This window comes from Marinomonas piezotolerans, from assembly GCF_003362755.1.
Taxonomy (GTDB): Bacteria; Pseudomonadota; Gammaproteobacteria; order Pseudomonadales; family Marinomonadaceae; genus Marinomonas; species Marinomonas piezotolerans.
This window is the reverse complement of the sequence record NZ_QKRA01000001.1, coordinates 182,654-203,458: the sequence shown is the minus strand read 5'-3', so window position 1 is coordinate 203,458 and position 20,805 is coordinate 182,654. Positions and strand designations below refer to the sequence as shown.

General features: G+C 45.6%; 21 protein-coding genes. 11 read left to right on the top strand and 10 right to left on the bottom strand.

From position 1 onward, the window contains the following. Window positions 1-40: 40 nt before the first annotated feature. Genes pcaF through paaF form a run of 5 tightly spaced genes read right to left on the bottom strand, consistent with a single transcriptional unit; the run spans window position 41 to window position 4,856 of the window. The gene (pcaF, locus tag DN730_RS00885) at window positions 41-1,255 is read right to left on the bottom strand and encodes a 3-oxoadipyl-CoA thiolase (protein WP_115466229.1); all 1,215 of its coding nucleotides are present in this window, start codon (window positions 1,253-1,255) and stop codon (window positions 41-43) included. Further along, window positions 1,248-1,712: a hydroxyphenylacetyl-CoA thioesterase PaaI gene (paaI, locus tag DN730_RS00880; protein WP_115466228.1), complete on the bottom strand. Its 465-nt coding sequence runs from the start codon at window positions 1,710-1,712 to the stop codon at window positions 1,248-1,250. Before paaI ends, pcaF begins: the two co-directional genes overlap by 8 nt. Beyond that, window positions 1,702-3,234 carry a 3-hydroxyacyl-CoA dehydrogenase PaaH gene (paaH, locus tag DN730_RS00875; RefSeq protein WP_115466227.1) on the bottom strand — a complete coding sequence of 511 codons (1,533 nt, stop codon included), beginning with the start codon at window positions 3,232-3,234 and terminating at the stop codon, window positions 1,702-1,704. The genes paaI and paaH overlap by 11 nt, the downstream gene beginning before the upstream one ends. Before the next feature lie 2 nt (window positions 3,235-3,236). Then, on the bottom strand, window positions 3,237-4,028 hold the full coding sequence (gene paaG, locus DN730_RS00870) for a 2-(1,2-epoxy-1,2-dihydrophenyl)acetyl-CoA isomerase PaaG (RefSeq protein ID WP_115466226.1): 792 nt from the start codon (window positions 4,026-4,028) through the stop codon (window positions 3,237-3,239). Window positions 4,029-4,070: 42 nt separating this feature from the next. Then, window positions 4,071-4,856: a 2,3-dehydroadipyl-CoA hydratase PaaF gene (paaF, locus tag DN730_RS00865; protein ID WP_115466225.1), complete on the bottom strand. Its 786-nt coding sequence runs from the start codon at window positions 4,854-4,856 to the stop codon at window positions 4,071-4,073. Between the two features lie 357 nt (window positions 4,857-5,213). Between paaF and DN730_RS00860 the strand changes: the two genes are divergently transcribed. The 9 genes from DN730_RS00860 to DN730_RS00820 all read left to right on the top strand — a co-directional run bounded on the left by DN730_RS00860 (window position 5,214) and on the right by DN730_RS00820 (window position 12,960). After that, complete coding sequence (locus tag DN730_RS00860; protein ID WP_115466224.1) at window positions 5,214-5,801, top strand: phenylacetic acid degradation protein PaaY; 588 nt, start codon at window positions 5,214-5,216, stop codon at window positions 5,799-5,801. A gap of 118 nt (window positions 5,802-5,919) precedes the next feature. Continuing rightward, window positions 5,920-6,843, top strand: coding sequence for a phenylacetic acid degradation operon negative regulatory protein PaaX (gene paaX, locus DN730_RS00855; RefSeq protein WP_115466223.1), 924 nt, complete (start codon window positions 5,920-5,922; stop codon window positions 6,841-6,843). 393 nt (window positions 6,844-7,236) lie between these two features. Continuing rightward, the gene (locus DN730_RS00850) at window positions 7,237-7,818 is read left to right on the top strand and encodes a DedA family protein (RefSeq protein WP_115466222.1); all 582 of its coding nucleotides are present in this window, start codon (window positions 7,237-7,239) and stop codon (window positions 7,816-7,818) included. Next, window positions 7,815-8,948, top strand: coding sequence for an ATP-grasp domain-containing protein (locus DN730_RS00845; RefSeq protein WP_115466221.1), 1,134 nt, complete (start codon window positions 7,815-7,817; stop codon window positions 8,946-8,948). The genes DN730_RS00850 and DN730_RS00845 overlap by 4 nt, the downstream gene beginning before the upstream one ends. Window positions 8,949-8,976: 28 nt before the next feature. Further along, entirely contained in the window at window positions 8,977-9,525 is a 549-nt protein-coding gene (locus DN730_RS00840) for a hypothetical protein (RefSeq protein WP_115466220.1), read from the top strand. A gap of 3 nt (window positions 9,526-9,528) precedes the next feature. Further along, a complete protein-coding gene (locus tag DN730_RS00835) occupies window positions 9,529-10,272 on the top strand; it encodes an NRDE family protein (RefSeq protein WP_115466219.1) in 744 nt (247 codons plus the stop codon). A 25-nt stretch (window positions 10,273-10,297) separates the two neighbouring features. Beyond that, window positions 10,298-10,738, top strand: a complete 441-nt coding sequence (locus tag DN730_RS00830; protein WP_115466218.1) for a YHS domain-containing (seleno)protein — start codon at window positions 10,298-10,300, stop codon at window positions 10,736-10,738. A 15-nt stretch (window positions 10,739-10,753) separates the two neighbouring features. Next, complete coding sequence (locus DN730_RS00825; RefSeq protein ID WP_115466217.1) at window positions 10,754-11,215, top strand: hypothetical protein; 462 nt, start codon at window positions 10,754-10,756, stop codon at window positions 11,213-11,215. Further along, a complete protein-coding gene (locus DN730_RS00820; protein ID WP_115466216.1) occupies window positions 11,212-12,960 on the top strand; it encodes a bifunctional lysophospholipid acyltransferase family protein/GNAT family N-acetyltransferase in 1,749 nt (582 codons plus the stop codon). The genes DN730_RS00825 and DN730_RS00820 overlap by 4 nt, the downstream gene beginning before the upstream one ends. A gap of 127 nt (window positions 12,961-13,087) precedes the next feature. Here DN730_RS00820 and catA read toward each other — a convergent pair whose 3' ends face one another. From catA to DN730_RS00795, 5 genes are all read right to left on the bottom strand, one after another. Next, a complete protein-coding gene (gene catA / locus DN730_RS00815; protein WP_115466790.1) occupies window positions 13,088-14,005 on the bottom strand; it encodes a catechol 1,2-dioxygenase in 918 nt (305 codons plus the stop codon). 72 nt (window positions 14,006-14,077) lie between these two features. Beyond that, window positions 14,078-14,356: a muconolactone Delta-isomerase gene (gene catC, locus DN730_RS00810; RefSeq protein WP_115466215.1), complete on the bottom strand. Its 279-nt coding sequence runs from the start codon at window positions 14,354-14,356 to the stop codon at window positions 14,078-14,080. 36 nt (window positions 14,357-14,392) lie between these two features. Then, complete coding sequence (locus DN730_RS00805; RefSeq protein WP_115466214.1) at window positions 14,393-15,511, bottom strand: muconate/chloromuconate family cycloisomerase; 1,119 nt, start codon at window positions 15,509-15,511, stop codon at window positions 14,393-14,395. Between the two features lie 177 nt (window positions 15,512-15,688). Then, window positions 15,689-16,744 (bottom strand): aromatic ring-hydroxylating oxygenase subunit alpha, encoded by a 1,056-nt coding sequence (locus DN730_RS00800; protein ID WP_115466213.1) that lies wholly within the window; start codon window positions 16,742-16,744, stop codon window positions 15,689-15,691. 142 nt (window positions 16,745-16,886) lie between these two features. After that, window positions 16,887-17,846 carry a PDR/VanB family oxidoreductase gene (locus DN730_RS00795; protein ID WP_115466212.1) on the bottom strand — a complete coding sequence of 320 codons (960 nt, stop codon included), beginning with the start codon at window positions 17,844-17,846 and terminating at the stop codon, window positions 16,887-16,889. Between the two features lie 266 nt (window positions 17,847-18,112). Between DN730_RS00795 and DN730_RS19300 the strand changes: the two genes are divergently transcribed. Both DN730_RS19300 and DN730_RS00785 read left to right on the top strand, forming a co-directional pair. After that, a complete protein-coding gene (locus DN730_RS19300; RefSeq protein WP_115466211.1) occupies window positions 18,113-19,873 on the top strand; it encodes a sigma-54-dependent Fis family transcriptional regulator in 1,761 nt (586 codons plus the stop codon). A gap of 18 nt (window positions 19,874-19,891) precedes the next feature. Beyond that, window positions 19,892-20,794 carry a LysR family transcriptional regulator gene (locus DN730_RS00785; protein WP_115466210.1) on the top strand — a complete coding sequence of 301 codons (903 nt, stop codon included), beginning with the start codon at window positions 19,892-19,894 and terminating at the stop codon, window positions 20,792-20,794. Window positions 20,795-20,805 lie beyond the last annotated feature (11 nt).

Sequence of the window (20,805 nt, the reverse complement as noted above, 5' to 3'; positions counted from 1 at the left end):
TGTCACTGTGCAGCGCAACCTAATTGTTTTGATGGCAACGTTAGCTGAGTCGCTCAATGACCATCGCAATACCCTGCCCGACGCCAATACACATGGTGCACAAGGCGTATCGTTTATTTTTCTCTTCGAGTTCATTCAATGCCGTGGTGACCAAGCGTGCCCCACTCATACCCAGCGGGTGCCCCAATGCAATAGCGCCACCGTTCGGATTAACACGCGCATCATCATCCGCTAATCCAAGCTCTCGCAATACGGCCAGACCTTGAGAAGCAAACGCCTCGTTCAACTCAATCACATCCATATCATCTATGGATAACCCTACTTGCTCGAGAACCTTTTTAGACGCAGGCGCTGGTCCAATCCCCATGATACGAGGCTCAACGCCAGCCGCTGCCATACCGAGTACTCGGCCTCGCGCTTTTAAGCCATATGTCTTAGCCGCTTCTTCACTCGCTAGCAGCAAGGCACACGCACCATCATTAACGCCGGATGCATTACCTGCTGTCACAGACCCTTTACCATCGCGACGGAAAGGCGTAGATAATTTCGCCAACACCTCTAAGGTCGTGTCCGCACGAGGATGCTCATCTTGACTGACGGTAACGGGATCACCTTTTCTCTGAGGGATCACAACCGGAACAATCTCTTTCGCCAAACGTCCATTCTCTTGAGCAATCGCCGTTTTCTGTTGGCTACGCACTGCGAATAGATCCTGATCTTCACGGGAGATGTTAAAATCCTCCGCGACATTTTCTGCGGTTTCAGGCATAGAATGGACACCAAACTGATCCGCCATCAGCTTATTCACAAAGCGCCAACCAATAGTGGTGTCATACATCTCTGCTTGACGGGAAAACGCTTGCTCCGCCTTACCTATGACAAAAGGTGCGCGCGACATTGACTCTACCCCGCCCGCGATCATCAACCCAGCCTCTCCAGCACGAATACTACGTGCCGCTAGGCCGACTGCATCCATCCCCGAACCACAAAGCCGATTAATCGTCGAACCGGGCACGCTATGCGGCAGACCAGCCAACAACGCAGACATTCGTGCCACATTACGATTATCTTCCCCAGCTTGGTTAGCACAGCCGTACAACACATCACTGACTTTCGACCAATCAACCGTAGGGTTTCTTTCCATAAGAGATTTAATGGGAATTGCCCCCAAATCGTCTGCCCTGACTTTCGATAGCGCACCACCATATCGCCCTATTGGCGTTCGGATAGCATCAATAATTAGCGCATCAGTCATTTACATTCTCCTGTGAAAGTATTTCGCCTTGGACGCGGTAGGACTTACCGTGAAAGAGGGCGATCAATTGATCTTTTTGATTGTGGATCTCTACATCGTAGTTACCGGTACGGCCACCACGACTTTTCTCATTACAGGTTGCAGTTAACACATCACCCTCAAACGCTGGAGCGACATAGTCAATTGAACATCCCAGTGCAAACGTGGGTTGATTGTAGGTATTGCACGCAAAGGCAAAGGCAGAATCGGCTAACGTAAACAGATAACCACCGTGACACGTTTTCAGCCCTTGCAGCATAAAATCCTGTACCGTCATACGCACCTTTGACTGGCCTGGCGCGGAAGATAGTAACGCCATGCCTAAATGCTGAGTGGCAACATCGCGATCATACAATGTCTGGGCGCAGCGCTGAGCAAGCTCCGAGCTGACCTGCTTATCATGAGTGTTATTCGCCATGAAAACGCCCTCCTACTAAAGCGATGCGACGCATTAACAAAGAAGGTCGATATCTGTCCTCGCCATAAGACAACTGAAGATGGCGAAGCACATTGTCTACTTGGGTGACACCAATCGCATCTGCCCAAGCCAATGGGCCTTTAGGGTAATTCACACCAAAACACATGGCGGTATCGACACCATCGGCGGTCGCAACACCTTGCAACACCGCATCAGAAGCCTCGTTTGCGAGCATCGCCACCGTCCGCATCACAACGAGCGCTGGCGAATCTTCGACTTCACTTACCGTAATACCTGCTAAGGCAAAGCATTTGACAACGCTATAGAACGCTGCATCCGATGTAGAAGCAGAGCGGCTTAACGCAATGTGCTCAACACCTTGGTAATCCAGCGCCAAGTCCACTAGCACTAACTCGCCGAATTGCTCATCATTGGCTCGTTCACACGCCATTCGGCCATCCGTCAGTGCCATCGTTACGCCATCTACTTTTAGATAGCCACTTGGCATATCGGGCACCACCGTCACCTGAGCACCGGCTTGTGCAAAACGTTCAACCAACTTAGACAGCAGCCCTAGCTCTTGTGAAACCTCACAGCTAACGGGACCAGCCGAAGACGGAACAGACACATGTTGTGGTTGTGGCTTATCTGCATCATCGTGATAGGAGTAGAACCCCTGACCTGTTTTACGCCCTAAAAACCCGGCATCCACTAAATCTTTCTGGATCAACGACGGTTGAAAACGAAAATCTCCATAATAGGCATCAAACACCGAACACGTGACCGCATAATTGACATCGTGACCGATCATATCGGTTAACTCGAACGCGCCCATTCGGAAACCACCCGCCCCCTTAATCAGGGCATCCAGCGTCGCGCAATCGGCCACCTGCTCCTGACGCAAACGGAAACTTTCCGCATAAAAAGGTCGAGCAACACGATTAACAATAAATCCTGGCGTGGACGCGGCGTGAACGGGCTTTTTACCCCATTGCAGCGCTGTCTCATAAATGCAGTCAGCCACCTTAGAATCCGTCGCTAACCCTGACACCACTTCCACTAGCTTCATGATCGGCGCAGGATTGAAGAAGTGCATCCCTACCAGACGCTCAGGATGCTTCATGCCCGCCGCAAGACGGGTAATGGATATCGAAGAGGTATTACTGGCGAGAATACAGTCCTTGCTGCACAGGGATTCCAACGTATCAAATATGCCTTTTTTGACGTCGATGTTTTCGACAATGGCTTCAACGACTAGCCCAGCACCGGACAACTCTTCCAGTGATTGAGCCACTTCCAGGCGCGCCAGAATTTGCTGAACTTGCTCGGCAGTGAATTTTTGACGCTCAACCAATTTCGCCAATTGCGTCGCCATGGAATCAATCGCAGCGCTGGCAGCGCCATCACGGTTGTCATATAACTTCACTTGGTGCCCGGCTTGAGCCGCTACCTGAGCAATGCCCGCACCCATGGCACCCGCACCAATCACACCGACAACAATGTCTTTTTGTAATGCTGACATAATCACTCCCCCTTAAATTCTGGGGTGCGTTTTTCCATAAAGGCTTTTACGCCTTCGCGATAATCTTGCGTTTGACCCGCTAAGCGCTGTAAATCACGTTCGACATCCAGCTGTGTGTGGCAGTCATGATCAAAGCTTTGATTCAGTGCACGTTTGATGTAGGAAAGCCCTTTCGTAGGCTGAGTCGCCAATTGTCGCGCTAAAGACATCGCTTCATCGCGAAGCGCTTCATCTTCCACGACCTTGTAAATCATGCCCCACTCCAATGCCTTCTCTGCCATGAGCGGCTCACCCAGCAGGGTTAATTGCTTGGCTCTGGCCATACCAATCAGGCGCGGTAAAAACCAGGTTCCGCCGGAATCAGGCACCAAGCCTATTTTGCAAAATGCTTGAATAAATTTGGCAGAGCGCGCCGCAATAACTAGATCACACGCAAGTGGAATGTTCGCGCCAGCACCTGCTGCAACGCCGTTCACGGCACAGATCACGGGCATGGGGAAAGACTGCAACTGTTTGATAAGTGGGTTGTAAAAACGCTCAATGGAAAAAACCAAATCAGGCGCCTCAGCGTTGGGGTCAACATTGCGATCAGATAAGTCTTGCCCTGCACAGAAACCTCGCCCTTCTGCGGTTAATACCAGCGCTCTAACGTGCTTATCTTTTAGTGCAGACTTGAGAGCTTGTTGTACTTCTAAGTGCATCGCCTCGTTAAAGCTATTAAGCGCTTTGGGACGATTTAAGCTGAGTAACGCCACACCCGAATCGACTGAGTATAAAATGTGTTCGAAGCTCATTTAGGGTTGCCTCTGTATGAATTGAAGAATAACGCTTTATCTCTAACGTCCAGAAAATTTGGGCTGGCGCTTCTCTTTGAACGCCTGAATCCCTTCATTTCGATCGTTCGTCCCAGCCAATACAGTGAAAGCATGACGCTCGAACCGTAGGCCAGTCGCCAAATCGGTATCCATTCCTTTAACAATGGATTCTTTTGCTAGACGCACGGCGAGGGCTCCCTTACTTGCGATGACTTTCGCCAATGCCAGTGCCCTTGTAACGGTGAGTTCGGGTTGGGTTATTTCACTGATGAGACCAGCCTCTTTTGCCTGCTGGGCATTGATGGGTTGACCGGTGAGCACCATTTGCATGGTGAGAGATTTACCTACGGCACGCAGCAGACGTTGAGTGCCGCCGGCACCTGGCATGATACCTAGGTTGATTTCGGGTTGACCAAACTGTGCATCGCGCCCTGCAATCAGAATATCTGCATGCATCGCCAACTCACAGCCACCGCCTAAACAATAACCATTAATGGCCGCTACAACAGGCTTTGAGAAACGCGTGATACGTTGCCAGTATTGCTGCCGCGGATCGTTCAACATACCAACAAGATCGCGCTCAGCCATCTCGTTAATATCTGCACCCGCAGCAAAGGCCTTCAAACTTCCCGTTAGGACCAACGCTCGAATATCGTTCGAGGCTTCAGCCGCGTCCATGACGTCAGATAGTTCGGCCAACAACCCTGTGGTGAGGGCATTCAGCGCTTCGGGACGGTTCAACTGAACCAACTGAACCCCATCCTCAACTTGATGTACGACCAATGATTGGTATTTGTTACTTGTCATTTGATTCAAACACTCGATCTTATTGTTATTTATTTGCCTATCTGAACACTGCCCAGAAGGCTCAGCGACGTTTCAATAAATATTAAGATGAACCATAATTTGATACAAAACAAGTTAGATTTTAAATTTTTTTGTATCCTTTCCTGTTTTACTTAAAAACATCAAGACCGAATGATATTAAAAGTCTATAAAAATCAAATATATACACTATTGTTAAATTTTTAAGACAAATTTTTATTTGCAATCATCACCTAAAAGCTTCGATTTTTTCATCAAAAAGAGATAAATTTATTGTGATATGACACACAAAAACAAAAATCCATATCAAATATGGAACCAAATAAAAGGATTCACACTATGCCTTACTACAAAATTGACGGTGTCACACCTGTCGTTGATCCGAGTGCTTATGTCCATCCAACGGCCGTTTTGATCGGTGACGTCATTATTGGTAAAGGCTGTTACGTGGGCCCTGGGGCTTGTTTAAGAGGAGACTTTGGTCGTATTACGATGGAAGAAGAGTCCAACATTCAAGACAATTGCGTTGTGCACGGTTTTGCGGAAACCCACACCGTTATTCGTAAACATGGCCACGTTGGTCATGGAGCCGTTTTACACGGATGCGTTGTTGGGGAAGATGCGCTAATCGGTATGAATGCCGTCGTTATGGACTATGCAAATATCGGCCAAGGGTCGATCATCGCTGCGGCGTCTTTTATAAAAAATCGCTTCACCTGCCCACCTAGATCTATGGTGATGGGCACACCCGGGAAAATTGTTCGCTCTGTGACGGACGACGAATTAAGCTGGAAACAAACAGGGACACGCGAATACATCGACCTGACCAAACGCTGCTTAACATCAATGGTTGAATGTGCTCCTCTCACTTCCCTTGAATCCGAAAGACCCGCTTTACAAACGGGTACCCATCAACCCAAAAGCTGATGTGAATGGCTATTAAGATCAATTAGATTAAGGTGGCTTAAGGCTATTTAACTTTACTAAGTCGAGCAGGTTTTAGAAAATAGCGGTTCGACTTTTCTCACTGGACCACCAGTTACTAATGAATAAAATAAACACTTTAGACACGCTCATCACTCGGTTTCAGAAGCAAAAGCCCATACGCGCATCGTCACTTGTGATCACATTATACGGCGATGCAATCGAGCCTCACGGAGGGACCGTTTGGCTGGGTAGCTTAATCAAACTGCTCGAACCAATGGGCATTAATGAAAGGCTAATGCGAACCACCATCTTTCGATTGACTCAAGACGGTTGGTTAACCAGTGACAAAGTGGGACGAAAAAGCTATTACAGCTTAACAGGGTCCGGCCGACGTAAGTTTGAACAAGCATTCCGACGTGTCTACAGCACCAATCAAACGGTTTGGGATGGCTCTTGGAGCTTGATCATGACACAGCAGCTCACCGCAGAAGAGAGAAAGCAACTTCTAGATGATCTTAGTTGGCAAGGCTTTGTTGTGCTAACTGGTCAGCTATTGGGCAGCCCGAACACCAACTTAAGCGATATCAACACGACGCTCATCTCGTCTGGGCTGCAAGATAAAGTCATCGTCTTTAGAACACATGAACAGGAAGAGCTAGCAGGAAAACAAATTCGAATGCTTGTAAGAGAATGCTGGGAGCTTGATAAACTGGGCGCTCACTACCAAGAATTCATCACTCTGTTTAGGCCAGTTTGGCAAGAGCTGGATGAAAAGGAAAACCTTGATCCTGAATCCTGCTTCCTGACACGTACCTTATTGATTCATGAGTACAGGAAACTGTTACTACGTGATCCACTTCTTCCTGAAGAGCTGCTCCCTGGAGATTGGGAAGGTCGCGCAGCAAGACAACTCTGTCGTAACATCTATCGTAAAATCACCCCTGCCGCCGAAAAGTGGCTGGGGAACAATCTAGAATCCGCAGACGGTCCGCTACCAGAAGCGTCACAAGCGTTTTATCAACGATTTGGCGGGCTTAATTAGGCCTCTGTCAAAACGCTGACCTACTTAAAATGGCCAACACCCTACATTGTTGGCCATTTTTCAATCCCTTCTTCAATCGATTTAGCCCGAGCTAAACCTCTAAGCTCCCCATCAAAAAACATGTTACTGCGATGCACCAAGAGCCGCATTATCTTATCACTAAGATGAGCGATGCCCCGTTCATCGAAATCAAACTAATCTTCAAGCCCCTGTTTTTTATAGACTATTTAACCAGCGAACATTGCTTTTATATCTCGATTAAAAATATTTAAAAAATAATGCCCTTTAACTGCAATAAATCCCGCCTACGTTACGACTAACAGAAACAAGATTTAAAAAACACCAAATTGATAAGAAATAAAAGGTGCCAAGCGCTCAGGGTTCGAGGTTTATTTGATAGATCATTTTTTACAAGAGTTAAGCTCCGGTCACCATACGATTTGGTTTTTTATAGTAGGCATCATCTTGTTGTCTTATCTATTAGAAGACCTTGCCATCGTGACCGCAGCATCTTTAGCGGCGCAGGATAAGCTGCCTATTTCATTGGCGATGATAGCCATCGCCTTTGGCATTATTACGGGTGATGCTGGTTTGTACTATTTGGGGTTGATCGCTCGAAAAGTACGTTACTTACGTTATAAGGCGCTTAAGAATCCGTACTTTAAATGGCTACGAAACAGACTTAACAACAATGCTTTTCTCAATATATTTGTCATTCGTTTTATTCCTGGCTTGCGGACAGTTGGATTCACGATGAGCGGTTTCTTTCTTATTCCGCTGCCAGTTTTTTTAAGTGCTGTTATCTTTGCCACGACTCTATGGACGGGGGTTGTATTTAGTGTTGTGTACTATTTCGGGACGCGAGCTTGGGTACAAACTGCTCAATATCAATGGTTATTAATACCGATTGCGGCTGGGGTTTTATTAATTATGAATCGTATTGTACGTCGTTCTATTTCCAGAGAGTTGTTATGAATTCGACCATGAATATTCAATCTATCCAAGAGAACAAGATTAATGGCGGCATGCCGAGCTTAGAGATCGACAGTCATCATGCCGTATCACCTTTTGAATTCTTTCCAACTTGGTTTTTTTATACGCCCGTTGTAATGCAGAGCTTAATGCTAGGTCTACGTTACGGGGATTTACGTCTACCTTTGATCGCGAACCCTAGTATTAAACTGAGTGGTATGGTCGGAGAATCCAAACATGATATTCTGCAACTGGCTGGCTCCGTTGCTAAGCCTTGGATCTCGCCTTACATCACTCTAACCAGAACAGACGAACCCACTGATAAGCAAGTACAGCAAGCACTTCAAGGTCTCGCCAACGAAAACCTAACCTTCCCACTGGTCGCAAAACCCGATATGGGGTGTCGAGGTGTCGGCGTTAAGCTAGTCAATAATACTCAGCAGCTTGCTGAATACATCGACTCTTTCCCAAAAAATGTCACCTTCTTGTTACAGCAGAAAGCACCTTATCACGCGGAAGCTGGCGTGTTCTATATCCGCTACCCCGGTGAACAGAAAGGCAAAATCATCTCTATGACGTTGAAGTACAACCCTAGTGTTGTCGGCAATGGCATTCATACCCTAAGAGAACTCATTGAACGCTGCCCACGGGCTGGGCAATTAACCCATCTGTATCTACCTCGCCATCAAGAAAAGTTAGATTGGGTTTTGCCAGACGGCGAAGAGTATCAATTGGCATTTGCGGGAAGCCATAGTCGAGGCTCTATTTTTAGAAATGGCAATTCGTTTATTACCGATGCGTTAACTGAAAAATTAGATGAAATATTGGCAGACGTAGATGAGTACTACTACGGCCGCTTGGATATCAAATTTCAAAACATAAACCAATTTATGCAAGGTAAGAACTTTACCATTTTGGAAATCAATGGCGCGAGTAGCGAGGCTACGCATATTTGGGACAGAAATACGCCGTTGAAAGAGATTTTCTCCACACTTCTATACCAATATCGAATTTTGTTTGAAATTGGAGCAAAGCAAAAAGCTAGAGGATTTCGTCCTGATTCTATTCGGTCATTGCTGAAAGCATGGAAACAAGAGCGTGATTTAACCAAACATTATCCGACGACGGACTAATTTCACGCTGAATGAGGACTTTATATTCATGAGCTTAACCACGCTGTCTCCTATACATAATAGAACCCGTTCTTCCATTATCAGCGGCTGTATTGAAACGCTACGTCAAGGAGAACAATTTCTATCATCGATCAGTAATAAAGAGTATCAACTGGCCGCTCCTCCTTATGTTAACAGTTCGATTGGCAAACATTTTCGCCACTTACTGGACTTGTTCTATGCGATTTATATCCAGCAAGACACGATTGATTACAATATGCGCCGTCGTGACAGCGTATTAGAGACTTCCCGAATCATTGCTCTTGAAAACATCACGTCATTAATCTCTTGGTTAGAAACCCTAGATGAGCATCAGTTAAGAGATGAGGTGTTGGTATCAACTGAGGTTTGCATGAGTAGTACGCAAGTTGCAATCGTGTCCTCGACACTAGAGCGCGAATTGAGCTTTGTAGCCCTGCATGCAACCCATCACTATGCGATGGCCAACGTCATTGTCAGTGCATTGAAGATCAATACAGTAGAAAACGATGAATTTGGCTACGCTCCGGCAACGGTCTCGTATTTGAGAGGGCAATAAACGATGTGCTCAGTAACGTGGCAACTAGACGATGAAGGCTATCAGGTCTTTTTTAATCGAGACGAACAAAAGAGCCGAGCATTAGGCCTACCTCCCCAACAATTACAACTGAATGACATCAGAGTCCTCATGCCAATTGACCCAGTGGGTCAAGGTAGCTGGATCAGTGTCAATGAGCTTGGCCTAACCTTATGTTTGCTCAATAACTATCAAGGATGGTGTCCCAAAGGCACGCTCATTAGCCGTGGGCAGTTACTTAAAGGGTTCTCCTCAAAAGCGAACACAACCGAGATCGAAGAGGCCTTTTATGCCCTAGATTTAATGCAGTATGCGCCGTTTGTGTTGGTCGCGTTTGATCCTTCACTAACCAAAACCCATGGCGATGTTTTGGTGTTCGAATGGAATGGACGAACGACACAGATCTACACTCGCTCAACCCCACTTTTTTCTTCAGGGGTGGATTTAGATCGAGTCGTCGCCAAGCGTCAGGCAACTTACGAACGCTTTATTGAAACAGGACGACGTGACTATATCCATTTGCACGCAAGTCATCACGATGAACAGTTACACACGTCATTCTGTATGCATCGAGCGGATGCACACACCGTGAGTTTTACACACGTCGCCGTCACTCCAAACACTCAGAAAATGAGCTATGTACCTGGCGCTCCCTGCACACAATTAGATGAGGTGAGTCTCGCGAAACATAGTATTTATCTGCCATCAAACGATGCGATGGCGTCCTGATAATTAAACAACGAAGGGGTTCAACATGAAAAGGTATCTATTGGTTTTAATGATGTTACTTAGTGGCGTTGTGTACGCTCAAGATCTGATTTATACCGGATTTTTCAGCAATAAGGCGCTAAATGGTTACGACACGGTCGCCTACTTTACAGACAACAAACCGATCAAAGGTGATGAGAAATACGTTACCGAATATAAAGGGGCAAATTGGTATTTTTCGTCCGCTGAGCATTTATCAATGTTTAAAGAGAATCCTGAAAAGTACGCCCCACAATATGGCGGTTACTGCGCTTGGGCCGTTGCTGCGAAAAGCGACTTCGCTTCCGGTGACCCTAACCAGTGGAGTCTTATCGATGGCAAGCTGTATTTGAACTATAACGCTGATGTAAAAGCCGATTGGGATAAAGACCCACAAGGGTTTATCAAAAAAGGCGACCAAAACTGGCCCAAGCTGATCAACAAATAACACGAAGTGACTAAAATGAAAGCAACATTCATAAAATACATCCCCTCTTTATTCATTGCATTTATTTTCGTGCAATCGCTATTTTTTAAATTTTCGGGTTCGTACGAAACCCAATATATTTTTTCAACTCTGGGCACGTGGTCAGGCTTAGCTTGGTTTGGCCAATACGGTGCTTACTTGATCGGGACATTTGAGTTAATCGCCAGCATCCTTCTCTTTACTCGGTTGCACGGCTTAGCCGCTTTGTTGAGCATGGGTATTATGACGGGCGCGATTTTCTTCCATCTATTTACGCCATTGGGCGTTCCCATGCCAGTGTTTGATTCAGCGGGACAAGTGATTGGTGATGATGGCGGACAGCTCTTTATTCTTGCCTGTGTTGTCTGGCTTTCTAGCGGTTTTCTAGTCATTCGTGATACACGCTCAACAGACGGTATTCTAAACAAGATTCTACCAATAAATAGGGTTGCGCTATGACCTCCAGTCCGTTTCGTTTACCTCATGTCACGCCGTTTGGTTTTGGTGAGTCCGTTGTTGAATGGGCCACAGGGCTGGCTAAGCTTGATCGGCTGTATCAAAAGCGCCCCAAAGCGTTATCCAGCATAGAGTTTATGCGCTACACCTTAAGGTCCCTCGATATCGAGTACGACATTTCGTTGGGCAGCGTTGATACGATCCCAAAAGAAGGGCCTTTAGTGATTGTCGCTAACCACCCTCTTGGCGCCATTGAAGGCGTGATATTGGCAGAATTAGTTGGTTCTGTGCGCCCAGATGTCAAAGTATTAGCCAACGAAATGCTTAAGCGTTTGCCTGAAATCCGTGAGCTGTTTATTGGTGTAAATGTCTTTGGCGGCCAACAGGCCAAACTCACTAACAGCATGGCCATTCGTGAAGCACATAATCATTTGTCAAACGATGGCGTCTTGATTATTTTCCCTGCAGGTGAAGTGTCAACTTATGCCAAAGGCACTAAGCAACTCGTGGACATCGAATGGCGTAATTCAGTCGCCAAATTCGTTAAACAAAGCGGCGCGACGACCCTGCCGATATTTATTAACGGTAAAAACAGCCCCCTCTTTTATGGCGCAGGACGAGTCCATCCATTGCTCAGGACGGCGCTATTAGGGCGTGAATTGCTCAATAAAAAGTCGAAGCGTATTTCCATTTCCATCGGCCAGCCCATCCCTTTTTCGGAAGTCAGCGGTTTTGCTAATGACAAAGATATGGTGAGCTATTTTCGGCTGAATACCTACTTGATGAGCCCACAACAACAAACTGCGATGGAGCGGGGTGTCATGCCTCCAGATCAACCGATCATAGAAGCCATTGCACCGACGATTCTTGCGGAAGAAATTGCGTCCTTGCCTGAATCAGATTTTCTCTTGGAACAAGGAGACTATCAGGTATTCTGCTCGCCCACCGTTTCCATTCCAAACCTTATGCAGGAGATCGGCCGCATCCGTGAAGAAAGTTTCCGAGCAGTCGGCGAAGGAAGCGGCTTAGCCTGTGATATCGATGATTATGACGCCTTCTATCATCAGTTATTTGTCTGGCATAAGACTGACCAACAGATTGTCGGCGCTTACCGTTTGGGTATGGTTGATAAGCTGATAGAGGCTCATGGGCTGGAAGGTTTGTATTCAAGAAGCCTCTTTCACTACGATCAGGCGTTTATTGATACGCTAGACCACAGCATTGAAGTAGGCCGCTCGGTCGTTGCCGCTCCCTATCAAAAGAGTCTTAATTCTTTGTTGATGCTGTGGAAAGGCATTGCCACGTTTGTCTACCACAACCCTAAATATACTCATTTATTTGGCCCAGTGAGTATCAGCAATGACTACAGCTTGATTTCGAGACAATTGATTGCGGAAACCTTGTCGATTCACTACTACGATCAAGAGAAGGCAAGCCTGGTATCCCCTTCTTCTGCACTACGAAAAAGCGGAAACACGTTTTGGCAGCCAAACTTGTTGTCATCGCTCGCCAGTGTGACCTTATTATCAAAAGTGTTATCGCGATTAGATAAAGGGAAAGGCGTGCCTGTTTTGTTACGTCAATATCTAAAGATGAATGGCAAGTTGGTTTGTTTTAACGTCGACCCTGCGTTTCATAACTGCTTGGACGGGCTCATCGTAGTCAATCTTAAAAACGTGCCCCTCAGCACACTATCTAAATACATGGGTAAAGACGAAGCGCAAACGTATTTATCGGACTGTTTATAAGTTTTCGCGTGTACTTGGTAACAATACCATCAGTAATAGTACCTCCAGTATTTCAAAGATAAAAAAATCCCCTGTTGAGACTGATCTCAACAGGGGATTTTTGCTAACAGGCGAAAAGCGCAATTTATTAATTGATTGAAGCGCGTGCGCGAGAGTGTTTGTCTTCTAATTCTGGGTTATCAGTTTTCAGAATTTCAACGTTGAACTCAACATCTAGGTATTCGCTGTCAAAGCCATGAGCGTTATCATTCTTTGGCGTTGCGTCAACCACCAATTCATCACGAGTCGCAAAAGCGAAGTCATCGTAAGTGTATGCATCGCCCGCCAAGTTAATCTGAGTGGTAAGATGCTTGTAACCTGGTTTAGATACAAAGTAGTGAATGTGAGCTGGACGGTTACCGTGACGACCAAGGCTCTGAAGTACTTTGATTGTGTTACCTTCTGGTGGAACACCGTAGCCGTTTGGCACGATACTACGAGCACGGTAGCAGCCGTCTGCATCCGTAATCACTCGACGACGTAGGTTGAATTCACTTTGTGTTGGATCAAAGTAAGAGTAACCACCTTTAGAGTCAGCGTGCCATAGGTCAACCACCGCACCCGCTACAGGGTTGCCATCTTCATCCAATACTTTACCGTGAAGCCACATGCCTTGACCTGGAGATTGGCCATCGTCCATACGTGTTTCACCCTCAGAAATTGGCGCATTCTCTACATAGAGAGGGCCTTCGATAGTACGTGGCGTACCACCTGCTAGGCCTGCAGCTTCATCTTTAGCGTCTTCACGAATATCTAGGAAATGATCGAAACCTAAGCCTGGAGCAAGCAACACGGCTTCTTTGGTTGTGCCAAGGTCGTTTAGATAATGTACACCTTCCCAAAACTCATCAGGCGTAATATCTAGATCTTCGATCATTTTGTATAGATCGGAAACTAGACGATAAACGATTTCTTTCATACGTGGATTGCCTTGGTCTTTATCCAAGCCAGCCACTTTTTTCAATAACATTTGTACTGCTTCTGTTTGAATTGTTTTAACAGTCATTTCAATCTCTCCGCTTCTATGTGCCATCACAGCACTTTTATTAAATGTTGTTTTTGTTCTAAATAGTTAGCGCTATTTTATGGAAGAAGGATGTTGACATAAGGCTGTCACTTCCATCGTCATAAAAGGGTACAAAGGCAAGCCAGTGAGGACTTCATGCAAATGAGCGTTGTCTCTTACATCAAATATACTCACATTTGAGTACTGTCCAACGACACGCCATAAATGGACCCAAATCCCAGCTTTTTGCAATTCTTGCGAATAATTCTTTTCCTTCAACTTGATAGCGTCCGCTTCTGCAGCAGGCAGGTCTTTAGGAATATTCACCGTCATTTCAACTTTAAAAAGCATGTTCATTTCCTCATAATTGTTTGCGTTGGTGCTGTGTTATTTGCGTCGATAAAGCGCAAGCTTCTCTTCGTCAATTTCAATCCCTAAACCGGGTAAATCAGGAACATCTACACCATTGTTGTGGTAGCGAAGCGGTTGTTTGATTATGTCATCTTGTAAAAGAAGAGGACCAAACATCTCACTACCCCAATGCAATTTCGGTAACGTAGACCAAGCGTGAATCGAGACCGCTGTGCCAATAGAGCCTTCTAATAGAGTGCCGCCGTATAGTTCCAGCCCCGAAGCGGATGAAACCGTTGCGGCATAGAGAGCCTCAATAGGGCCGCCTGATTTCGCAATTTTTAGAGCGATCGAACCGTTAAAGCCTCGATGAGCTAATTGATACACATCTGACGCGTCGGCTACCCCTTCATCGGCCAAAATTGGGATGTTAAATTTTTGCGACAATCGCGCTAACGCATCCCAATCTTTCGCAGGAGTGGGCTGCTCAACTAAATCCACGCCCGCCTCTTGAAGTGCAGCCATACCTTTAGTGGCAGTGGATTCATCCCATGCTTGATTCACGTCGACTCGAACACTTGCGCTATTGCCTAACGCCGCTTTGATAGCTGCCACATGAGCCACATCATCGTTGACATGTCGAGAACCGATTTTAAGTTTGAAATCACAGTGGCGACCGCTTGCGATCAGCGCTTTGGCTTCTGCAATGTCTTTGTCTGTGTCACCTGAAGCCAACACCCATAAACAAGGAATATGCTGGTGAATAGCGCCGCCTAATAACGTAGAAACTGGGACGTTTAAATGTTTACCCTGTAAATCCAACAGTGCGGTTTGTAGTGCGGATTTGGCAATCATATTGCCACGTACGGACATATTTATACGCTGGATAAGCGATTTAATACTGTGTAGAGGCTGACCAATCAGCAAAGGAGCGAGATACGTATCGATGTTCGTTTTGATACTTTCTGGGCTTTCTGGACCATACGCCAAACCGCCAATTGTGGTCCCCTCACCTAAGCCTTCTCGGCCTTGATCATCCTTAATACGGACAATCACCATGGTTTGAACAGCCATAGACGTCATGGATAGTTTATGAGGTCGGATGGTAGGAATATCCACAAGCATTGTTTCAATGTGGGCAATTTTAGATGTCATGCTAAGTGCGTCCGTTTATTGTTTTTACTTACGATAGACCCCGGTAAAATCCTTCACAAATATCAATTTGGTTGCACGTAATACCTTTAAAGTATGGGAACCGTGAAGCGTCCGAATAGACGCCCATCGCTCCTCGACGTCACCTTTTATCGAAGAGCGATAGGTAGTCATTTAGCTCTAAAGGTTCTCTTGTTCAGCCTTTACCATCTCTTTTAACAATCGCCGCACCTTAACGGGCGCTGCGTCGCTGGTAAGGAGCACTGGGTTCAGGCTGAATAGATCTGATGTCCCCATCTCTTTGTGAACTGCATCTAACACTGGACCATCTTCTGCGACAAATGCTTCATGCATCGCTTTGATCTTCATTTCGTTGTATTCAGCGTCGTCCTCAATATGATTACGACGTGTGGCAAAGAAGTAATGGGTATAGTTCTGAGAGCCAGGGGTACTGGTATGAAGATCATACTGACCAACAGTATGATCTAGATCTAAAGCGCCTTTATCTTGATTTGCACCAACAGACAATTGGATATTGGCCGGTGGTGTCCATGTGATATCAAAGAAATGATCAGCTTCATCATCGGGCTTAGATAGATACTGATTAAAAATCAGCATAGCGGGCTTCTGCACCCACTCCCATCGCGCTGAAAGACTCCGCTCACCTTCTCTAATCTGAGGCACTTTGGGCGACAACTGCCCTCGGGTGGTAATAATATCGCCGTGCAAATGATCAATGTGACTCAAATCCATAACGTTATCAGTAATCAATTCGTAATGGCATTCACGAGGCATATAGGTGTAGCCTACGGAATTAGGATGTCCTTCCACTAACGGACTAAAATCAGGTAATAGAGAAGGATCAGCCGTTTTTTCACCCATCCAAATCCAGATAAAGCCGTACTTTTCAATGATCGGATAAGAGCGCACTTGTGCTGCTGCTGGTATGCGATTATTTCCATGGGGGTTGTGGTTACATTTGCCCTCACAGTTGAATTTCAACCCATGGTAAGCACAAACTATGTTGTCCCCCTCTCTTCGTCCCATGCTAAGCGGTACAAAACGATGCGGACAACGATCTTGCATCGCAACCGCTGTACCATCTTCGGTACGGTAAATCAGCACTGAAGTATCTAATAATGTACGACTAAATAACTCTTCCGTACCCACTTCAGTAGACAAGGCTGCAACGTACCACACATTTGTTAGGTAAGGACTTTTATTCATTGAAGTCATAAGTTCTCTCTCTTTTATTGTTGTTTTACAGAAGTATTTCATTTCAAGAATGGCTGACTGGCGAGCCAGCGTAGGCGGCTAAGATACGTTAGCCATTGGACAATTAGGTCCAAATTCTGATTATCCTAATGGTTGGCTTTTACTAAATATCCAACACTAAGGTTTGACTGTGTGAGCGCGAGCAACAGGGTGTAAACTGATTATTCTGTTTCTTCTCTGCCTCAGATTGAAACATGTCTCGGTGATCGGGAATCCCTTCCAAAACTGGAATCATGCAAGATCCGCAAATACCTTGTTCACACGACAGGGCAATATCAATTCCGTGGTCAAGTAATGTTTGTGCAACAGTTTGATCAGCTCCAACCTCAATTACTTTGTCACTTCTTTGAAGGCGAATTTCAAATATGCTTTCTTGACCAATCGTCTCACTTTTCTTCATATTGAAGCGTTCGAAATGAATACGATCAGCAGACCAACGCTGCTTAACTGCAATATCATTGATCCAGTTAATAAAACCCGATGGGCCACAGCAATATAGATGCGTGGTCAACTCAGCATCAAAGATAAGCGCTTCTGCATCGATTTTCTGATTTGCGTCATTAAAATAGAAACTTACTCGGTCCGCCCAAGGCTTATCCAAAAGAGTGTTTAAAAATGCTGCTTTCGATTCTGAGCGGCAGGCGTAGTGAAGCTCAAAACTCTTACCAGACTGATAAAGAGATTCGGCCATCGCAAAGATAGGTGTGATGCCAATTCCTCCAGCAAAAAGTAGGGCGTGTTCAGAGTCAACCAAAGGAAAATAGTTGCAAGGCACTGAAATTAACAACTCATCACCTTGTCTTAGTTCCCAATGGATATAGGCGGAGCCGCCACGACTATTGGGATCCAATAAAATGCCCAATTTATATACCCCTACTTCGTCTGGGGCATTGGTCAAAGAGTATTTTCTAGTGATGCCATTAGGAAGTTTGACGTCAATGTGGGCCCCAGCTTCGACTGGGGGCAGTATCTCACCCTGAATCGCTTTCAGTTCAAGACCCAAAATATCTTCTGCTAAAAGATATTTTTTATGTACAGCAACTTGTAACCAAGAGTTAGCCATACGAGTACTCCTTTATATTTTTATTTTTATCGTTTTGGGTGCCATACGATGCGTTTGAGACTGGCACTCATATAAAAAGATTAGAGCGAAAGATGTGCCAGTTTTACAAAATCATGAATAACTATCTGTTTTATATAGGGTTTATGAATATTTACTGTAACTGTAGAAGTGTGACAGGGAGTATTTTGTTACTCAAATGGAGAAAATTTTATCTATCTATAACGTGTTTTTTCTGCTATTGCTGAAAATTAACTGTGGAGATAACAATGAATAAAAATAATAAAACCTTGCATAACATAAATGAGACGATCGACGACGATGTACTGGCACAGTACTTAAGATTCACACCGGACAGCGGGCATATCCATCTATTCGATCAACGGATGCTACTCATGCACTGTTTTTCGATGACGTCATTAAGACAAGAGTTAATTGAGCGCTTGGGTCTCGACAAAACTCGTGAGATATTCACTCGAATCGGTTACCAGCAAGGTGTTGAAGATGGTCGTTGCTTGCGACAATATGAAGGAGGAAACTTAAAACACACCATGGCATTAGGGCCAAGGTTGCGTGAAATAGAAGGCTTCATACACAACCAAGCAGTTAACCGAATGGCATTTAATACAGATACAGGGGAATTTTATGGGGATTATTATTGGCAATCTTCATGGGAAGGTGAAGCTCACCACAAACACTTCGGTATAGGGGGTAAGCCAGCGTGTTGGATGATGACTGGGTATGCAAATGGTTTTACGACGACTATGATGGGACGCCCAATTATCTGGCGTGAAGTTGAATGTGTTGCAATGGGACATTCTCGTTGTCGCGTAATCGGTCAGCCTCTAGAAGAGTTCGAAGATACCGAGCACGATCTTTCCTTTATGAAGCTCGAAAGTTTCGTATCAGCGCCAGGCAAAACTATTCCCTCTAGCGATACACTCTGTATAGATCAGCCTGAGACAACGGAGCCCTTGCCGGAGCTAGTAGGTGTTTCAGCGCCATTTAATGCCGCAATTCATTTACTTAAACGGGTTGGCTCAACCGATGCGACTGTATTACTAAACGGCGAGAGTGGCGTTGGTAAAGAACGCTTTGCCAAGACCTTACATGCTATTGGTAAACGCGCTGACGCCCCCTTTATATCTATTAACTGTGCTGCAATCCCTCACGACCTAGTTGAAGCGGAACTATTTGGTGTAGAAAAAGGTGCATACACTGGCGCTACTGTTTCTAGACATGGTCGCTTTGAAAGGGCTAATGGCGGGACTTTGTTCTTAGATGAAATTGCCAGCCTGCCTCTGTCTGCTCAAGGGAAGCTGTTACGGGTGTTACAAGAAGGAGAAGTTGAGCGTTTAGGCGGTAGCGAGATCATCAAAATTGATGTTCGTATCGTCGCTGCGGCTAACCGGAACCTCCGCGAGGAAGTGCGCGAAGGAAGATTTCGTGAAGATTTATTCTTTCGCCTCAACGTCTTTCCAATTGATATTCCTGCTTTACGCGAGCGACGTGAAGATATTCCTTTATTGATGAATGTATTCGTGAAGCGTTATTCCGCTCGGTTCAACAAGAAAATAAATGGCATCACTCAAGCTGCTCATGCTGCACTTTGGGCCTACGGATGGCCTGGCAATGTTCGAGAGCTGGAAAACATCGTCGAACGCGGTGTAATCATGGCCGACAACGGCGATAATTTAGACGTTTATCACTTATTTTCTGGCGGCGAGCAAATTGATGATGTTCTTTTTAGGCTTGGTCAAGATGGTCTTCTACATAAGACCCTTCCTACTAAAGACTTTGACGATAGAACTACAGAACAAATGATTGAAAACCTAATTGAATCAAAAGGTTCACTTGAAGCCGTAGAAAATATGGTATTAACATATGCCTTAGAACGCAGCAAAGGAAATATTTCGGCAGCAGCACGTTTGCTAAAAATGCGACGAGGACAGTTCGAATACCGCCTAAAAAACATGCAGAAATTGCAACACCAACTACCGAAAAATTCATCTGGCTCAAAAAAACACTAATTAAAAGAAGACCATAAAATGGAGTTTCGACATTTACGCTATTTCTGTGCGGTGGCAGAAGAGAAAAACCTGACTCGCGCTGCTGAAAAACTGTTTATTGCTCAGCCCCCTCTAACGCGTCAAATTAAGCAGTTAGAAGAGGATGTGGGTGCGCAATTGTTCCATCGTCATTCACGAGGACTAACACTGACGCCGGCGGGAGAATACTTCTGGCAACAAGCTAAGCAAATGTTGGCGAAGGCAGACATGGTCGTTGAAAATACTTGCCGCATCGCAGAAGAACAAAAGGCCGTATTCAGTATAGGCTTTGTGCCGTCTGTCTTTTATGGCCAGTTACCGTCTCTGGTTAGGGATTTGCGCCAACAGACTAACGCGAATATTTTGCTGCACGATTTAAAAACAGGCGAACAAATAGAAGCGTTAAAAACGGGAAAGATCGACATCGGTTTCGGTCGTTTGATGATTCCAGATGAACAAGTAGAACAAGCCATTTTGTTTCAGGAACCCTTGTTGGTCGCCTTGCATGTTGGTCACCCGCTCCTAGAGCAAGGCGAACCAACACTAGAGGATTTAGCGAAGATACCGATGATTCTATATCCCGCCAGCAAGGCAGCAACCCCAACCTTTGCCGATATCTGTACCTCTTTATTTACTAGTCGAGGGCTCACGACTAAAGTGACGCAACAAGTGAATGATCTACAAACGGCATTGGGGTTGGTAGCGTCCGAAATGGGGTTTACGCTAGTGTCCGAACAGGTTCGCCACTTCGGACGCGATGATGTGGTGTTCATGCCTTTACAAGACAAGTCTATTACGTGTCCGGTTATATTCAGTCGGCGCAAAGAGCCCATGGATACCATCACTACGCTGGCCGTTAAAATTCTTAAGAATTTAGTCAAGCAGCGCCAAGGCGGAATCTAGCTTTTACAACA